This is a genomic window from Saccharothrix sp. CCNWYY140 (genome assembly GCF_037401995.1).
Lineage (GTDB): Bacteria > Actinomycetota > Actinomycetes > Mycobacteriales > Pseudonocardiaceae > Actinosynnema.
In genome coordinates, this window is sequence record NZ_JBBEGC010000002.1 from 133,425 (window position 1) to 149,302 (window position 15,878).

13 protein-coding genes are annotated in these 15,878 nt (G+C 72.0%); 4 read left to right on the forward strand and 9 right to left on the reverse strand.

Annotation, left to right across the window (positions count from 1 at the left end; all coding sequences use genetic code 11):
- Position 1 precedes the first annotated feature (1 nt).
- Both WBN91_RS01890 and WBN91_RS01895 read right to left on the reverse strand, forming a co-directional pair.
- Positions 2–1,306, reverse strand: coding sequence for an ABC transporter substrate-binding protein (locus tag WBN91_RS01890; protein WP_337722825.1), 1,305 nt, complete (start codon positions 1,304–1,306; stop codon positions 2–4).
- Positions 1,303–2,514 (reverse strand): ABC transporter ATP-binding protein, encoded by a 1,212-nt coding sequence (locus tag WBN91_RS01895; RefSeq protein ID WP_337722826.1) that lies wholly within the window; start codon positions 2,512–2,514, stop codon positions 1,303–1,305. The genes WBN91_RS01890 and WBN91_RS01895 overlap by 4 nt, the downstream gene beginning before the upstream one ends.
- A 205-nt stretch (positions 2,515–2,719) precedes the next feature.
- Here WBN91_RS01895 and WBN91_RS01900 point away from each other — a divergent pair, with 205 nt between their 5' ends.
- Positions 2,720–3,409 carry a response regulator transcription factor gene (locus WBN91_RS01900; RefSeq protein ID WP_337722827.1) on the forward strand — a complete coding sequence of 230 codons (690 nt, stop codon included), beginning with the start codon at positions 2,720–2,722 and terminating at the stop codon, positions 3,407–3,409.
- Positions 3,406–4,692, forward strand: a complete 1,287-nt coding sequence (locus WBN91_RS01905; protein ID WP_337722828.1) for a sensor histidine kinase — start codon at positions 3,406–3,408, stop codon at positions 4,690–4,692. Before WBN91_RS01900 ends, WBN91_RS01905 begins: the two co-directional genes overlap by 4 nt.
- 461 nt (positions 4,693–5,153) lie before the next feature.
- Here WBN91_RS01905 and WBN91_RS01910 read toward each other — a convergent pair whose 3' ends face one another.
- The 3 genes from WBN91_RS01910 to WBN91_RS01920 all read right to left on the reverse strand — a co-directional run bounded on the left by WBN91_RS01910 (position 5,154) and on the right by WBN91_RS01920 (position 8,169).
- Positions 5,154–5,867 carry an MgtC/SapB family protein gene (locus tag WBN91_RS01910; protein WP_337722829.1) on the reverse strand — a complete coding sequence of 238 codons (714 nt, stop codon included), beginning with the start codon at positions 5,865–5,867 and terminating at the stop codon, positions 5,154–5,156.
- Between the two features lie 200 nt (positions 5,868–6,067).
- Positions 6,068–7,876, reverse strand: a complete 1,809-nt coding sequence (glmS, locus tag WBN91_RS01915; protein ID WP_337722830.1) for a glutamine--fructose-6-phosphate transaminase (isomerizing) — start codon at positions 7,874–7,876, stop codon at positions 6,068–6,070.
- An 11-nt stretch (positions 7,877–7,887) separates the two neighbouring features.
- Entirely contained in the window at positions 7,888–8,169 is a 282-nt protein-coding gene (locus WBN91_RS01920) for a hypothetical protein (protein ID WP_443217644.1), read from the reverse strand.
- Positions 8,170–8,329: 160 nt separating this feature from the next.
- On the opposite strand from WBN91_RS01920, the gene WBN91_RS01925 reads away from it, so the two are divergent.
- Positions 8,330–10,273, forward strand: coding sequence for an MDR family MFS transporter (locus WBN91_RS01925; RefSeq protein ID WP_443217645.1), 1,944 nt, complete (start codon positions 8,330–8,332; stop codon positions 10,271–10,273).
- On the opposite strand, the gene WBN91_RS01930 is transcribed toward WBN91_RS01925, so the two are convergent.
- Entirely contained in the window at positions 10,270–12,027 is a 1,758-nt protein-coding gene (locus WBN91_RS01930; RefSeq protein ID WP_337722921.1) for a sensor histidine kinase, read from the reverse strand. The genes WBN91_RS01925 and WBN91_RS01930 overlap by 4 nt on opposite strands.
- On the reverse strand, positions 12,027–12,716 hold the full coding sequence (locus WBN91_RS01935) for a response regulator transcription factor (RefSeq protein ID WP_337722832.1): 690 nt from the start codon (positions 12,714–12,716) through the stop codon (positions 12,027–12,029). Before WBN91_RS01935 ends, WBN91_RS01930 begins: the two co-directional genes overlap by 1 nt.
- Positions 12,717–12,796: 80 nt before the next feature.
- On the opposite strand from WBN91_RS01935, the gene WBN91_RS01940 reads away from it, so the two are divergent.
- Positions 12,797–13,591, forward strand: a complete 795-nt coding sequence (locus tag WBN91_RS01940; protein WP_337722833.1) for a DUF3152 domain-containing protein — start codon at positions 12,797–12,799, stop codon at positions 13,589–13,591.
- Between the two features lie 61 nt (positions 13,592–13,652).
- On the opposite strand, the gene WBN91_RS01945 is transcribed toward WBN91_RS01940, so the two are convergent.
- Together WBN91_RS01945 and WBN91_RS01950 are read right to left on the reverse strand one after the other, a co-directional pair.
- A complete protein-coding gene (locus tag WBN91_RS01945; protein WP_337722834.1) occupies positions 13,653–14,120 on the reverse strand; it encodes a DoxX family protein in 468 nt (155 codons plus the stop codon).
- Between the two features lies 1 nt (position 14,121).
- The gene (locus WBN91_RS01950; RefSeq protein ID WP_337722835.1) at positions 14,122–15,777 is read right to left on the reverse strand and encodes a peroxidase family protein; all 1,656 of its coding nucleotides are present in this window, start codon (positions 15,775–15,777) and stop codon (positions 14,122–14,124) included.
- Positions 15,778–15,878 lie beyond the last annotated feature (101 nt).

The following is a 15,878-nucleotide window of genomic DNA, read 5'->3' on the forward strand; positions in this document are numbered from 1 at the left end:
GTCACTTCTGGTACGCCTTCGCGGCCTCGGACTCCAGTCGCTGGAGCGTCCCGTCGACGTCGGCGGGGTTGGCCAGGAAGTCCTGCAACGCCTTCCACTCGCCCGCGCCCTTCGTGCCGCCGAACGCCGCCGGCGCCAGGTCGGACATGTCGAACCGGACGTTGTCGCCCGCGTCGACCAGCTGCTTGGCCAGCTCCCGCGTCACGTCGTCGGGGTAGTTGTCCTCGGGGATGTCCTTGTTCGGCGACAGGAACCCGCCCAGCTGCGCCCACACCTTGCCCGCGTCGGGCGAGGCGAGGAACTTCATCAGCTCGTTGGTGGCCTCGTCGTCCTTGAGCTGCACGGCCACGTCACCACCGGCGACCACGGCGTCCTTGCTGCCGTCGATCGACGGGAACTTGAAGAACTTCGCGTCCTCGCCGACCTTCGCCTTGGTGTTGGTGGAGATCACCGACGCCACGAAGTCCGCCTCGAACACCATCGCGGCCTTCGGCGGCTCACCGAACACGTTGATCACGGACTTGGGGAACTCGGTCTGCAACGCGCCCGCGCCGCCGCCGTCGACCAGCCGCGGGTCGCCCCACAGCTGCGCCAGGGTCTCCAGCGCCTTGCGCACCGACGGGTCGGTCCACGGGATCTCGTGCTTGGCCAGCTTGTCGTAGTTCTCCGGCCCGGCCGTGCGTAGGTAGACGTTCTCGAACCAGTCGGTCAGCGTCCAGCCGTCCGCGCCGCCCACCGAGACGGCGGCCTGGCCGGTGTCCACCACCGCGCGGCCGATCTTGAGGAAGTCCTCCCACGTCTTCGGCGGCTCGGCGCCCACCTGGCCGAACGCCTTCTCGCTGTACCAGACGGTGGACTTGTTGGCGGCCTTGAAGTAGACGCCGTACAGCTTGCCCTCGAACGTGCCGAGCTTCTTCCACACCGCGGCGTTGTGCTCGGAGACCAGCTTCTCCACGTCGGCCGACAGCGGCTTGACCGAACCGGCCTTGGCCAGCTGCTCCACCAGGCCCGGCTGGGCCACCAGCGCCACGTTCGGCGGTGTCCCGCCCTGCACCCGGGTCTGCAACACGGTCGGCAGCTCGTCACCGGCCGGTGTGTAGCGCACTTCGGCGCCGGTCTTCTCCTTGAACGCGCTCAGCACCTGCTCGAACCGGAGCTGCTCGTCGCCCGACCAGGTGCCGACCACCTCGACGGTCTGCCCGCTCAGGGACTTCCCGCCCCCTCCACCGGCGGTCGTGCCACCACTGCACGCGGTCACCGTCGCGATCGCCGCGACCAGTGCGGCGGTCACCTTCAAGCGGCTCATTCGGTATCTCCTGACGTGTCGGTCCACAGCGACAACCCGGTGGCCGGGTCGAAGAAGTGCAGTCGGGACGTGTCCACCCACGTGGCCACCGGCTGGCCCTCGTAGATGTGGGTGCGGGGCGAGAAGCGGCCCACCAGGACCACACCCCCGGCCTTGGGCAGGTCGGCGGTGCCGTCGTCCTCGGCCAGCGCGCGGGTGTCGTCGGTGACCACGGGCGCGGCGTCGACCGGGAAGTGCACCAGCACGTCCGAGCCCATCGCCTCGACCAGGTCGGCCACCGAGTGCAGGATCGACCCCTCCTGCGCGTCGGCCAGGGCCGCGTCCTCCATGTCCTCGGGCCGGATCCCGAGCACCACGTCCCGGCCCGCGTAGTCGGCCAGCACGGGGCGGGCCAGCAGCACGGACTCGGGCAGCAGCAACGCGTCCGAGCCGACGGTCACCCAGTAGTGCCCGTCGTCGTCGCGGTCCAGCCGCGCGGTCACCAGGTTCATGCCCGGCGACCCGATGAACCCGGCGACGAACAGGTTCACCGGCCGGTCGTAGAGCTCCTGCGGCGGGCCGACCTGCTGGAGGACGCCCCGCTTCATCACCGCCACCCGGTCGCCCAGGGTCATCGCTTCGGTCTGGTCGTGGGTGACGTAGACCGTGGTGACGCCGAGGTCGCGCTGGATGCGGGCGATCTGCGCACGCATCTGCACGCGCAGTTTCGCGTCCAGGTTGGACAGCGGCTCGTCCATCAGGAACGCCTGCGGAGCGCGCACGATCGCGCGTCCCATCGCGACCCGCTGGCGTTGCCCGCCGGACAGGTTCCGCGGTTTCCGGTCGAGGTGCTCGTGCAATTCCAGCACTTCGGCCACCTCGCGGACCCGCTTGTCGATCTCCTTCTTGGGCAGCTTCCGCAGGGTGAGTCCGAACGCGATGTTGTCGTACACGTTCAGGTGCGGGTAGAGCGCGTAGGACTGGAAGACCATCGCCACGTCCCGGTCCCGCGACGGGACCTCGTTGACGACCTTCTCCCCGATCCGGATCGCTCCCTCGCTCACGCTTTCCAGGCCCGCGATCATCCGCAACGCCGTGGTCTTGCCGCACCCCGAGGGGCCGACCAGCACCAGGAATTCCCCGTCGCGGATTTCCAGGTTCAGGTCGTCGACCGCGCGGGTGCCGTCGACGTACACTTTCCCGAGACCGCTCAGAACGACTTCCGCCACGCCCGCTCCTCGTGCGCGGTCCCGCGGGACCGCACAATTGCAATTCCCACCGCGGTGTGATCCGCGGCACCCTGGATTTCGGTGGAGCAGACAGTAGCCCGGTCTTCCCTAAGGGATCGTTAAGACCCAGGCACGGTTGCCATAAGTCGCAACAACCCGCTAACGCCCCGGCAACCCGGCACCGACAGGCCTTACCCTGCCTGACATGTCCAAGGTGCTGCTGGTCGAGGACGACCCGGTGGTCCAGGCGGCGCTGGTCCACGCGCTGACCGACCTCGGGCACGACGTGCGCGCGGTGGGCACGGCGGTGGCCGCCCTGCGCGAGGCGGGCACCCGCGAGCCGGACCTGGTGATCCTGGACCTCGGCCTGCCCGACCTCGACGGTGTCGCCGCCCTGCGCATGCTGCGCGGGGTCAGCGACGTGCCGGTGATCATCGCCACCGCGCGCGGCGCCGAGAGCTCCGTCGTGGGCTCGCTGAACGCCGGCGCCGACGACTACATCGTCAAGCCGTTCTCCGCCGAGCACCTCAACGCCCGGATCAACGCCCTGCTCCGCCGCACCACCGCCGGCGCCCGCCCGGAGAAGCGGGACGTGCTGGCCGTGGGCGACCTGCGGGTGGACCTGGCTCAGCGCCAGGCCTTCCGTGCCGACCAGCCGCTGTCACTGAGCCGCCGCGAGTTCGACCTCCTCTCCTACCTGGCGGAACGACCGGGTCGGGTCGTGCCGCGCCGTGAGCTGTTCCAAGCGGTGTGGGGGCAGCCGTACCTGGGCGACGACAAGACCATCGACGTCCACGTGTCGTGGCTGCGCAGCAAACTCGGGGAGACCGCCGCGAAGCCGCGCTACCTGCACACCGTGCGCGGTGTCGGGTTCAAGCTGGTGGCGCCCGGATGACGAGTCTGCTCACCCGTGCGCTGCGGTGGTCGGCGACGCTGGTGGGTGTGCTCCTGGTGCTGGGCGCGGGGGCGCTGCTGGTGGCGGTGGACCGGTCCCGGGCCGCCGCGGACGACCGGCACGAGGTCACCACGGTCGCGGCCGTGCTGTCGGTGACCACGGACCCGGACGCGGTGCGCAGCGCGCTGGCCCGGACGGCCGCCGGAGCGCAGGGCCGGTTGGCCGTGCACCTGCCCGACGGCACCACGATCGGCGCGGGCCGCGGCTCGGTGTCCTCGTCCGGCGAGGGCATGACACCGGTGTCCACTGTGGACGGTCGGCGGGCGGTCGTGGAGGTCTCCTCGCCCGCTCCCGTGGTCACCACCGGGCTGGTCGCGCGACTGGCCGCGCTGGTGCTGCTGGCCTGTGTCGCGGTGGTGGGCGCGGTCGCGCTCGGGCGGCGGGTGCTCACCCCGGCGATGCGGGCCGTGCGCACGATGGCCGACACCGCCGACGAGATCGCCCACGGCGACGGCAGGGTGCGCATCCGGGCCGACGGCCCACCCGAGCTGACCGCGCTGGCCACCGCCATCAACGCCGCCGCCGACCGCACCGAACGCCTGCTGGCCAAGGAACGGGAGATGATCGCCGACGTCTCCCACCGGCTGCGCACCCCGCTCACCGCGCTGCGGCTGGACGCCGACGCCATCGGCGCCGGAGCGGTGGCCGACCGCATCCGCAGCGCCGTGACCGCGCTGGAGCACGACGTGGACCGGATCATCGAGTCCCTGCACCCGGTCGCGACGGCCGCCGAGCCCGGCAGCTGCGACGTGGCCGAGGTGGTCGGGGCGCGCATGGGCTTCTGGTCCGCGCACGCGGAGGACCAGGGGCGGCCGTGCGAGGTCGACCTGCCGGTCGAGCCCACGCCCGTGCTGCTGTCGGCGGACGCCCTGGGTGCGGTGGTGGACGCCCTGCTGGAGAACGTCTTCCACCACACCCCGCCGCGCACGGCGGTGACCGTGGCGGTGGTCAAGCACGCCGGGTGGGTGACCCTCGTGGTCGAGGACGGCGGACCCGGCATCGCCGACCCGGAACGCGCGCTGCACCGGGGCGCCTCGGGCGGTGGGTCGACCGGGCTGGGACTGGACATCGCGCGTGCGGCGGCGGAGGCGACCGGAGGCACGATCCACGTCGAGCGGGGAAGGCTCGGCGGGGCGCGCATCCGGCTGCGGTTCGGCGAGGCGCACAGCCACCACGCGCCCGCCAGCCCCCGGGCCTGGCGGTTGTGGCGCGGCCGAGCCTGAGCGCACGCCGGGCGGCCGGGGATCCGGGGGCACGGCGGGAGGCTGGGGATCCGGAGGCGCGCCGGGCGGCCGGAGGTTCGGGGGCGCGGCGGTGGCCGGGGTGGCGCGCCCCCAGGCGTGCGGAGGGCTGTCGGCGGGGCTGACCTGCCGGGGCCTGCCGGCGGGGCCGGTGTGCGGAGGGCTGTCGGCGCGACCGGCTTGCGGGTGCCCGCCGGCGGGGCTGACGTGCGGCGGTCGGCCGGTGAGGCCCGTGAGATCCGGGCGCGGGGACCTGCGGGCGCGGTAGGTGAGCGGTCGGGTGCTCTGGGCGAGGCGGAAGCGCTGGTTCATGGCTGATCACTCCTGACTGGCGGCCCATCGCTGGGCTGTTGGTGAGGTGCGCCCGACGTCTGTCGTGGGCACGCGTCAAGAGTAGCCCGACTCCGCTGAAACCCGGGGTCGCTTGATCGGGTGATCTTGCTTCAGTCGTCGTCGGCGGCCTGTTCGCTGGCCTGCCAGCGCACGCTGGTCACCGCCGGCTCCAGGCTCAGCCTCGACACGGTCGACTCCATCTGCCGGTCGTCGCGCCGGCCGCCGGACACCTCCGCCCGCACCTCCACCAGCCCGTCGCGCTGGTTGCTGGACGCGATGGACAGCAGGCGGAAGTCCGTGCGGGTCAACGACTGCACCAGCAGTGCGCGCACGTGGGCCTCGGCGTCGTCCCGGGTCGTGGCCAGGAACGTGTAGTGCGTGGGGGCCTCGGCGCCGCTGTCCGGGCGCCGGTCCACCGCCCGTCCCAGCGAGCGCAGCGCGACGTTCACCCCCACCACCGCGACCGTGCCCACCGCCGCGACCAGGTGCAGCCCCGCCCCGGCCAGCGATCCGACCGCCGCCGAGCACCACAGGGTCGCCGCGGTGTTGAGCCCCCGCACGCTCAGCCCGTCGCGCAGGATCACGCCCGCGCCCAGGAAACCGATCCCCGACACGACCTGCGCCGCCACCCGGGTGGGGTCCGCGGACCCGGGCGCGTCGCCGAAACCGTGCGCCGACAGCAGCACGAACAGCGTCGCGCCCACCGCGACCAGCGCGTTGGTCCGCAAACCGGCCATCCGCGCCCGGTACTGGCGCTCGAACCCGATCAGCGCGCCCAGCCCGAGCCCCGAGCCGATCCGCAGCAGGATGTCCACGGTGGTCATTCCGCGTTCACCTCCCGGTGTGTCCTCGATGGAGTCCGTTCAGCGCGACCAAGCCTTGCCGCACGACGGCGGCAAGGCGACGTGACGAGCACGGGTCAGCGCGCGAAATCCACCGATGGGATGAGCGCGCCGACGCGAGGTCCGTCACTCGGCATGGGCCACTCACCTCCCGAAAGGTCCGCTGAAAACCGCCCGCGACGCTACTCCACGGTCACGCTCTTCGCGAGGTTGCGCGGCCGGTCGATGTCGCGGCCCAGCGCGCGGGCCAGGTGGTAGGCGAACAGCTGGAGCGGCACGGACAGCGTGATCGGCGTCAGGGCGTCGTGCGCCTTGGGGATGCGGATCACGTCGGTGGCCAGGCCCGGCGGCAGGTCGGCGTCGGTCACCGCGATCACCGGCCCGCCGCGCGCCTTGATCTCCTCGATCGTGGAGATGTTCTTGCTCAGCAGCTCGTCGTCCGGGACGACCACCACCGACGGCATCTCCGGGTTGATCAGCGCCAGCGGGCCGTGCTTGAGCTCGGCGGACTGGTAGGCCTCGGCGTGCAGGTAGGAGATCTCCTTGAGCTTCTGCGCGCCCTCCCGCGCGACCGGCCAGCCGCGCACCCGGCCGAGGAAGAACATGTGCCGGGCCTGCGCGTACTTGCGGGCGATCTCGGCGATCTCCGGCTCCGCGCCGAGGATCTTGGCGATCGTGGCGGGGAGCTCGGCCAGGCTGGTGACCACGCGGCGGCCCTCGGTGATGGACAGGTCGCGGACCCGGCCCAGGTCCACGGCGAGCATCGCCAGCGCCACCGCCATCGTGGTGAACGACTTCGTCGCCGCCACCGACACCTCCGGACCGGCGTGCAGGAAGATCCCGCTGCCGCACTCGCGGGCGATCGTGCTGCCGACCGCGTTGACCACGCCGATGACGTGCCCGCCCTTGCGCTTGAGCTCCTGCACGGCGGCGAGCGTGTCCAGGGTTTCACCGGATTGGCTGATGGCCACGTACAGCGTGTCCGGGTCCACCACGGGGTTGCGGTAGCGGAACTCCGAGGCGGGCTCGGCGTCGGCGGGGATGCGCGCCAGCTCCTCGATCAGGCCCGCGCCGACCTGACCGGCGTAGTAGGCCGACCCGCAGCCCAGCAGCTTGACGCGGCGGATGCGCTGGTAGTCCTGCGGGCTGAGGTTCACCCCGCCCAGGCGGGCGGACTGGAACCGGTGGTCCAGGCGACCGCGCAGGCAGCGGTCCACGGCCTCGGGCTGCTCGGACATCTCCTTGTACATGAAGTCCGGGTGCTCGCCCAGCTCGTACTCCGAGGTGGCGACGTCGATCGAGGTGGGCGACTTGGTGGTGGAGCGGGCGTCCATCGTGCTGGTGCGGTAGCCGTCGGCGGTGATCGCGGCCAGCTCGTCGTCGTCCAGGTAGATGACCTGCTGGGTGAACCTGACCAGCGCGGACACGTCCGAGGCGACCAGCATCTCGTGCTCCCCGACGCCCAGCACGACCGGGCTGCCGCGCCGGGCCGCGACCAGCTCGCCGGGCCGGTCGGCGTCCATGACGATCACGCCGTAGGTGCCCTCGACCTGGCTCAACGCCTCGCGGACGGCGTCTTCCAGGGTGGCCGCGCCGCTGCGGGCGACCAGGTGGGCCAGGACCTCGCTGTCGGTGTCCGAGGCGAGGGTGACGCCCTGCGCGGTGAGCTGGGCGCGCAGCCGGTCGGAGTTCTCGAAGACGCCGTTGTGCACGATGGCGATGCGGCCGGAGGTGTGCGGGTGGGCGTTGCGGTCGTTCGGCTCGCCGTGGGTGGCCCAGCGGGTGTGGGCGATGCCGGTGGTGCCGCTCATGCCCGCCGGGACGACCCGGCGCAGGTCGGCGACCCGTCCGGCGGTCTTGGCGACCTGGAGCTCCTCGCCCGCCACGGCCACCCCCGCCGAGTCGTAGCCCCGGTACTCCAGGCGGTGCAGGCCCTCCAGCAGGAGGGGCACCGCGTCCCGGGAGCCGACGTACCCGACGATTCCGCACATGTGGTTCTCCTTCAGCCGTAGACGATCCGGCGCAGCTGGCGCTCGGTGAACTTCGGGGCGGCCACCGGCCGGGTGTCCAGCTCCTGGCGGAGGCGGTCCCAGATGGTGGCGTTCTTCTCTCCCTGCGCTTGCAGCTCGGCGTGGCGTCGTCGCACGTATTCGGTGGCGGTTTCGACGAAGTAGCCCATGACGTCGGAGACCAGCCGGTGCGCGAGGCCCGGCGGTATCCCGGTCGTCCGCACGACGTGCCGCAGCAGGTCTTCCGGCACTTCGTCGTCCACGGCGTCCAGCATGGTCACCAGCCAACCACCCGGCCAAACGGCGTGCCCGGTTTCGGGCAGGCGCGCGAGTCGCGGGGTCCGGGAGCCGGCCCTATGGTCCGCTTGGGAGGTCGCCGTGGTCGAACGGGTCGAGGTCGGGCGGCGGGCGCGCAACGCCACCGTCGCCGTGATCATGCTGGGGATGCTGCTGGCGGCGCTGGACCAGACGATCGTGGCCACCGCGTTGCCCACCATCGTCAGCGACCTCGGGGGAGCGGGGCACCTGTCCTGGGTGGTCACCGCCTACCTGCTGGCCGAGACGATCATGACCGCGCTGATCGGCAAGTTCGGGGACCTGTTCGGCCGCAAGCCCGCGTTCCTGGCCAGCGTCGCCCTGTTCATGATCGGGTCGTTCCTGTGCGGCTGGTCGAACTCGATGACGTGGCTGATCGTGTCGCGGGCGATCCAGGGCTTGGGCGCGGGCGGGTTGCTGGTGACGTCCTCGGCCGTGATCGCCGACGTGGTGCCGTTGTCCGAGCGCGGCAAGTACCAGGGCCTGATCGGCGCCCTGTTCGGCGTGTCCACTGTGGTGGGTCCGCTGCTGGGCGGGTTGTTCGTGGACCACCTGAGCTGGCGGTGGGCGTTCTACGTCAACCTGCCGCTGGGCGTCCTAGTGCTGGTGGTGGGGGCGCTTGCGTTGCCGGGGGCGCGCGCGGGCGGGAAACCGCGCATCGACTACCTGGGCATCCTGCTGATCGCGCTGGCCGCGACCGGGTTGACGCTGGTCACCAGTTGGGGTGGCGTGGAGTACGAGTGGGCGTCGCCGACCATCCTGTGGATGGCCGCCGGGTCGGTGGTGGCGCTGGTGCTGTTCGTGTGGGCCGAGCGGCGGGCTGCGGAGCCGATGCTGCCGATGCGGTTGTTCCGCGACCGGGTGTTCACGGTGTGCAGCGTGCTGAGTTTCGTGGTGGGGTTCGCGATGCTCGGCGGGGTGACCTTCCTGCCGACCTACCTCCAGTACGTGCACGGGGCGTCGGCCACGCAGTCCGGGCTGGAGATGCTGCCGTTGGTGATCGGCATCCTGATCGCCTCCATCACCACCGGCAACGTCATCGGCAAGACCGGCCGGTACAGGGTGTTTCCCATCGTGGGCAGCGTCTTGATGGTGTGCGGAATGCTCTTGTTGTCCCTATTGGACACCGATACGGCGTTCTGGCAGGCCTCGACGTACATGCTGGTTTTGGGGTTGGGCGTGGGCATGTGCATGCCGGTGCCCGTGGTGGTCGTGCAGAGCACCAGCAGTTACGTAGACCTCGGGGTCGCCACTTCGGGTGTGACGTTCCTGAGGACTATGGGCAGTTCGTTCGGCGTGGCGGTGTTCGGGACCATTTATGCGAGTCGTTTGCCCGAACACCTCGCCGCTGCCATACCGCCGGGTGTGGATCCGCGCGCGGCGAGCAACGTGCAGGCGTTGCACGCCTTGCCCGATGCGGTGAAAGCCCCGATCACCGCTGCTTACGCGGACACCCTCCAAGGGGTGTTCCTGGCCGCCGCACCGGTCGCCGCGGTGGCGTTCCTGGTCGCGTTGTTCCTGCGTGAGGTGCCTTTGCGGGACACGGCCCGCGTGGCCGCGTCCGGCAACCACGGTATGGGGGAGAGCTTCGCCGTACCGCAGTCGACGGGGTCGAGCCAGGAGTTGGAGAAGCTGGTCGCGCTCATCGTCAGCAAGGAGGACCGCGACCCCACCCCGGAGGTCCTGGCCCGGGGCGGCCTGCCGCTGAGCCATGCGCAGGCCTGGCTGCTGGTGAAGGTGTTCCGGCAGAGCGTCCACGAGGGGGACGCCTCGCTGGAGCGGCTGGCACGCGACACGAAGGTCCCGGCAGGGATCTTCGAGCCCACCGCCCGGCAGCTGATGACCAAGGGACTGGTGGTCGAGGACTCCGGCCGCTACCGGCTCAGCGCGGAGGGGACGGAGGCGTTCACCCGGTTGGTGGGGGCGTGGCGGTCGTGGCTGCACGACAAGCTGGTGGACTGGCGGTGCGACGACCCGGAATTCACCGAGGCGGTGGACCGGGTGGCCACGGACCTGATCACCACCGGGCGGGCGTTGAGCGAACGGGAGCCGGCCCGCGTCTAGTCCCCGGTGGGCAGGCGCAGGCGGAAGGTGCTGCCCCGGCCGGGCGTGCTTTCGACTTCCACGGTGCCGCCGTGCGCCTCCACCAGGTACTTCGTGATCGCCAGCCCCAGGCCGCTGCCGCCGGTCGCGCGGCTGCGCGACTTGTCCGCGCGCCAGAAGCGGTCGAACACCCGGGGCAGGTCGGCCGGGGCGATGCCGATGCCGGTGTCCGCGACCTCGATCACGACGTCCGTGCCCGAGCGGGTCCCGGTGACGGTGACCGCGCCGCCAGGCGGGGTGTGGCGCAGGGCGTTGGTGACCAGGTTGCGGACGGCCTGGCGGAGCCGGACCGGGTCCGCGGTCAGCTCCAGCGGACCCGTCGTCCGCGCGGCGAGCGAGACGTCGTCGACCTGGTGGGCCGTGACCGCCTGCTCGATGATCTCGGCGGCGTCCAACGGCTCCGGGTGCAGGCGGAGCGCTCCCGCGTCGGCTTGGGCCAGGTCGTGCAGGTCGTCCACCAGGGTGCGCAGCACGTGCGATTCCGACAGCAGCACGGCCAGCAGTTGCGGGTCCACCTCGGCCACGCCGTCCTGCACGGCCTCCAGCCACCCGGTCACGGTCGCCAGCGGGGTGCGCAGCTCGTGGGCGACATCGCTGACCAGCGCCTGCCGTTGGCGTTCGGCGTCGGCCAAGCGGTCGGACATGGTGTTGAAGGCGTCGGCCAGTGCGCCCAGCTCACCCCGGGAAGGTCCGTCGACCCGGGCCGAACGGTCGCCGGCGCCCATGCGCCCCGCCGCCGCGGTGACCGCCCGGATCGGGCGGACCAGGCGGGACGCCACCAACCAACTGGCGAAACCGGCCAGCGCCAGCACCGCGGAACCGGTCAGCGCGACCCTGGTGGCACCCGCCGACGACAGGTCCACCGCGGGCCGCTCGCCGCCGGTGGGGGAGGTGAGGAACAGCAGGGCGGGAGGGGCCACGTGCGGGGCCAGCTGGGCTCGGCGGGCACCGGCCAGGCACCGCGCCACCTCGGACGCGGTCCCCGGCGGGGGCGGGCGCAGCCACCAGCGCAAGACGGCGGGCTCGGTCCAGCGTTCGTCGACGCGGGCGTCGGGGCGGACCCGGTGCAGGCAGTCGACCAGGAGCGAGCGCAGTTCGCGGGCGGCGGCCTGCTCGGTCTCGGTGGGCGCGGTCAGCACCTTCGAGCTGTGGGCCATGCAGTCCTCCGCGTACCTCGCGCTCGGCTCGACGGGAGGGTCGAGCACCGGCCGGCCACCGGGCTCCAGCACGACCTCCGCGCCCGTGCAGTCCGCGATCTGGTCGGCCAGGTGCCGCAACCGGTCCGCCTCGTCGGGGGCGAGCCGGAACGGGCCGATCGCGCGCGGGTCCACCGCGTCGGCAGGGGCGTCGGGCTTGAGCACCTGGTCCACGTTCAGCGGGTCCACGATCGCCTTGGGGCGCACCGGGAGCGGTGGCGCGGCCGGACCGCCGGTGTCCACCAGGGTCACGCCGTCCCGGCTGGTCAGGGCGATCCGCCGGCCGGACTCGGCGGCCAGCGCGTGCGCGGTGTCGGCCACGCCGGACCAGTCGCGGTGGTCGGCGGCGTAGCCGAGCAGCCGGTCGTAGAGGGTGGCGTCGGTGGCCAGCGCCTCGCCCTGCTCCTGGCGGATGCTGCCGGTCGTGGCCTGGCTGGCCAGCCACGCCGTCACCGCGATCGACACGGCCGCGATGGCGGTGCACAGCGCGAAGAACCGGGCGAACAGGCTGTGCGCCATCACGCGGCGGCCGGGTCGACGAGCTTGTAGCCGACGCCGTACACGGTCAGCAGCCGGCGCGGGCGGCGCGGGTCGTGCTCGACCTTGCGGCGCAGCTTCATGACGTGCACGTCCACGGTCCGCTCGGTGATGAAGCCGTCGATCCCGTGGGAGGCCTCCAGCAGTTGCGCCCGGGTGAACACGCGGTAGGGGTGCGCGGCGAGCGTGGCCAGCAGCCGGAACTCGGCCGGCGTGCACACCACCGGCGTGCCGGCCAGCGTGACCTCGTGCCGCTCGGCGTCCACGGTCAGCTCGCCGACGGTCAGCGCCTTCGCCGACGCCGACCGGCCCGCCCGGCGCAGGATCGTGCGCACCCGCGCGAGCATCTGCCTGGGCCGCAACGGTTTCACGATGTAGTCGTCGGCGCCCAGGTCGAACCCGAGCAGCACGTCGTCCTCCAGCGACCGCGCGGTCACCAGCACGATCGGCACGTCCGACTCGGCCCGCAGGACGCGCAGCACGTCCATCCCGTCCACCACCGGCATCATCACGTCCAGCAGCACCAGGTCCGGCCGGCCGCGCCGGGCCGCGTCGATCGCCGCGCGGCCGTCGTGCACGACCGCCACCGAGTGGCCGTCGTGCTCCAGGTAGCGGCGGACGAGTTCCGCCTGGTTCCGGTTGTCCTCCGCGACGAGGATGTGGGCGCACACGACCGCAGTATGGATCAGCGTCACGGGAAGCAAGCGGGACGACAACAGGTTCTTCACACCCGGCGGCCAGGGTCGGGAGCATGTCGACCCGCAGCGCGTGGCGGATGGGGCTGGCCGCGGTCCTGGGTGCGTTGTTCGCGATGTCGAGCACGCGGCCGTCCACCCCGGACGAACCCGCCCCCGCCACCCCGTCCACGGCGCAGGCCCGTCCGGCACCGGCACCGGCGACCCCGACCACGACCCCGACCACCGCGAAGCGCGTCTACGCGTCCACCGCCGACCTGCCCGACGGGCCACCGGTGCCCGATTCCGGTACGGGTGTCTGGCAGGTCGTGCCGGGCACGTCGAACCCGGTCGGCACGGGCACGCCCCGCACCTACACCGTGGAGGTCGAGGAAGGCCTGGACGTGGACGGATCCGCGTTCGGGCTGGTGGTGCAGGAGATCCTGGCCGACCCGCGCGGTTGGGTGGGCGGCGGCGACGTCGCCTTCCGCCGGGTCGACACCGGGTCGCCCGCGATCCGGATCAGGCTGACCGGACCGACCACCGCACGGGCGCTGTGCGGGTTCGAGATACCCGTGGACGTGTCCTGCCGCAACGGAGGGATCGTGGTGCTCAGCGCGGCACGGTGGGTGCGCGGCGCGGTCGTGTACGACGGCGACCTGGCCGGCTACCGGCGGTACGTCGTCAACCACGAGGTCGGACACGCGTTGGGACTCGGACACAGCCCTTGTCCCGCACAAGGCGCACCGGCTCCGGTGATGCTCCAACAGACCTTCGGCACGTCCAACGACGAAATCGCGCGCCTGACCGGGGGTGCGGTGCCCGCCGACGGCAAGACGTGCACACCCAACCCGTGGCCGTTCCCCGGCTGAAGCCGCCAGGCGGCAGCGCGAGGCGGCCCGCCGGCGTGGGGCACCGGCGGGCCACCCGCGGCTAGCTCCGGCGGCGCAGCCCCAGCAGGAGCAGCACCGCGCACACCAGCACCAGGTTCTTCAGCACGAACTCACCGGTCGCGGTCAGCAGCAACGGGTTGCCGTCCGACCACGCCAGCGATGGCGCCTGCGCGAACACCAGGAACGTGCCCGCCAAGTGCGCCGCGGTCACCACGAGGGTGGTCCGGCGCGGTTTGCCGACCAGCAGCGCGATGCCCAGCACGACTTCCACTGCCCCGAGGGTCGGCAGCAGGACGTCGCGCGACACCCAGGGCAGGGTGGCGTGCACGAGATCGGCCACCGGCGACCGCCCGACCACCTTCAGCAGGCCGAACCAGACGAACAGCAACCCGATCGACACCCGCAACGCGGTCGGCGCGACCTGCCCGAGGAGACCCTCGATCCGGTCCCACCGCCGGGGTGGGGCCGCTTCGACCCGTTCGAGGTCGAAGTCCCGGGTCGCGGACACGTCAGTCACCCAGCGGGTTGAGCAGGTCCGCCTTGCCCTCGAAGGCGAACAGGAGCAGGTCGGTCATCCGGAAGGTGTTCGAGTCCGGCCCGAACACCGGCCGCCACGACGGCTCCCGCACGATCGAGGTCCGCGAGCCCTCCATCGCCCGGTGGAACACCTCCGCGACGATCCGGCCGCCGACCGGTCCCAGCAGGCCGTTGCCGAACTCGGCCTCGCGCAGGATGTAGAACCACAGCGGCGTGTTCGCCACCACCGCGGCCTTCTGCTCCTCGGTCAACGAGTCCAGCGTGACACCGCCGTTGCCGTTGAGGATCTGCTCGGGCGTCAGCGGCTGCACCCCGAACAGCTCGGCGATCTGCTGACCGGTCGCGAGCTTGACCATCAAGGCCCGCGTGAGGTTGCGGAACGCCAGGTTGCGGTGGATCGGCGGGAACTGCGTGCCCCGCCCGTCGAACGTGCCCGCCGGCAGCTTCGTCAGCGGGTTCACCAGCTGCGTGTCGATCTTCTTGGTGACGTTGCCGCCGTTGGGTGGCGCCGCCAGGTCCGGCCGGCCCGCCTCGGTGAAGTCGAACAGCCTGCGGAAGTCCGCGATCCAGTTGGTGGGCAGCGTGTCCACCCCGGCGACCGTCGGGTCGTCGAGGTCGGTGCCCGGCTGGAAGTTGCCGCTGGTGCCGGTGAAGGTGAACAGCAGCGCCAGCGTCGCTTCCCCGCCCAGGCCGCCGCCGTTCTTGTTGAACACCCGGTTCCACTCGTACGCGTCCCGGATCATGCTGTGCCCGAGCCGGTAGGCCGCCACCGAGAACTCCAGCGGCATGGTCGGCGGCTGCGTCGCGCCGCGGTAGCCCCGGCCGGGCGCCTCGAAGAAGCGGCGGCCGTTGGTGAACACGTCGTCCACGATCGCCGGGTCCATGAGCCGCGGCAGGTGGTCGGTGCGCAGCATCCACTGGTAGTGCCGCACGACCTGGGCGCGGGCCAGGCGGAACAGCCGCTGCCCGCTCAGGCCGGTCAGCGCCAGCTCGTCCACGACCCGGTTGTGGAACCGGATGAACGCCAGGTGGGTCTGGGCGATCACCAGGTTCTCGTCGTTGCGCTGGTCCGGGATCAGCGGACGGCGCCGCTCCGCCCCGGTCGCGCCGGACCCGGCCCGCGGCAGGTCGAAACCCTCCAGCTCCACGTTGACCCGCTCGTCGGGGAACGTGGTGGCGGAGGTCTTGCCGACCTTGAGCTTGACCTTGTCGTCGGCGTAGAACACCCGGTCGGCGGGGTCGAGGGGACCCCGGCCGTACACCGAGTCCAGGTCCAGCGCGGGCGAGCGGCCCTGGACCAGGTCGTCCAGGTTGACGTCCCCGCCCAGCTGGGACTCGGTGCGGTCCATCGTCAGGTCGTGGTCGACGAACTGGCCCAGGTAGGTGAACCCGGCCGGGATGGCGGGGTTCTCCGAGTCGGGCTGCGGGACTTCGGCGGTCATCGCGGTCGCCAGGGCGGTACGCGTGGCCTCGTCCAGCTGGACGCCCTCCGGTCCCAGTCGCGAGAACCGGAACCGGCGCAGCTCCTCGACCGTGAGGGGACGCCGGGCGGTGGGCTCCCCAGCTCCACCGAACTCCAGCACGCCCTCGCCGACCACGAAGAAGCTGTCACTTCCGTGATGTTTCATGTACTTGTCTCCCCCGTTCACCCGGGATCACCGGGCTCCGGCACCGCACCCCCTGCGCGATGCCTTCACAAGACAAGTGTCGACCGCCGTTCGGTGGATAC

Coding starts and splice junctions, on each gene's coding strand:
- WBN91_RS01890 (WP_337722825.1), bottom strand. CDS start 1,306: ATGAGCCGCTTGAAGGTGACCGCCGCACTGGTCGCGGCGATCGCGACG.
- WBN91_RS01930 (WP_337722921.1), bottom strand. CDS start 12,027: ATGGCGCACAGCCTGTTCGCCCGGTTCTTCGCGCTGTGCACCGCCATC.
- WBN91_RS01910 (WP_337722829.1), bottom strand. CDS start 5,867: ATGACCACCGTGGACATCCTGCTGCGGATCGGCTCGGGGCTCGGGCTG.
- glmS (WP_337722830.1), bottom strand. CDS start 7,876: ATGTGCGGAATCGTCGGGTACGTCGGCTCCCGGGACGCGGTGCCCCTC.
- WBN91_RS01920 (WP_443217644.1), bottom strand. CDS start 8,169: ATGCTGGACGCCGTGGACGACGAAGTGCCGGAAGACCTGCTGCGGCAC.
- WBN91_RS01940 (WP_337722833.1), top strand. CDS start 12,797: ATGTCGACCCGCAGCGCGTGGCGGATGGGGCTGGCCGCGGTCCTGGGT.
- WBN91_RS01950 (WP_337722835.1), bottom strand. CDS start 15,777: ATGAAACATCACGGAAGTGACAGCTTCTTCGTGGTCGGCGAGGGCGTG.
- WBN91_RS01925 (WP_443217645.1), top strand. CDS start 8,330: ATGCTGGGGATGCTGCTGGCGGCGCTGGACCAGACGATCGTGGCCACC.
- WBN91_RS01905 (WP_337722828.1), top strand. CDS start 3,406: ATGACGAGTCTGCTCACCCGTGCGCTGCGGTGGTCGGCGACGCTGGTG.
- WBN91_RS01900 (WP_337722827.1), top strand. CDS start 2,720: ATGTCCAAGGTGCTGCTGGTCGAGGACGACCCGGTGGTCCAGGCGGCG.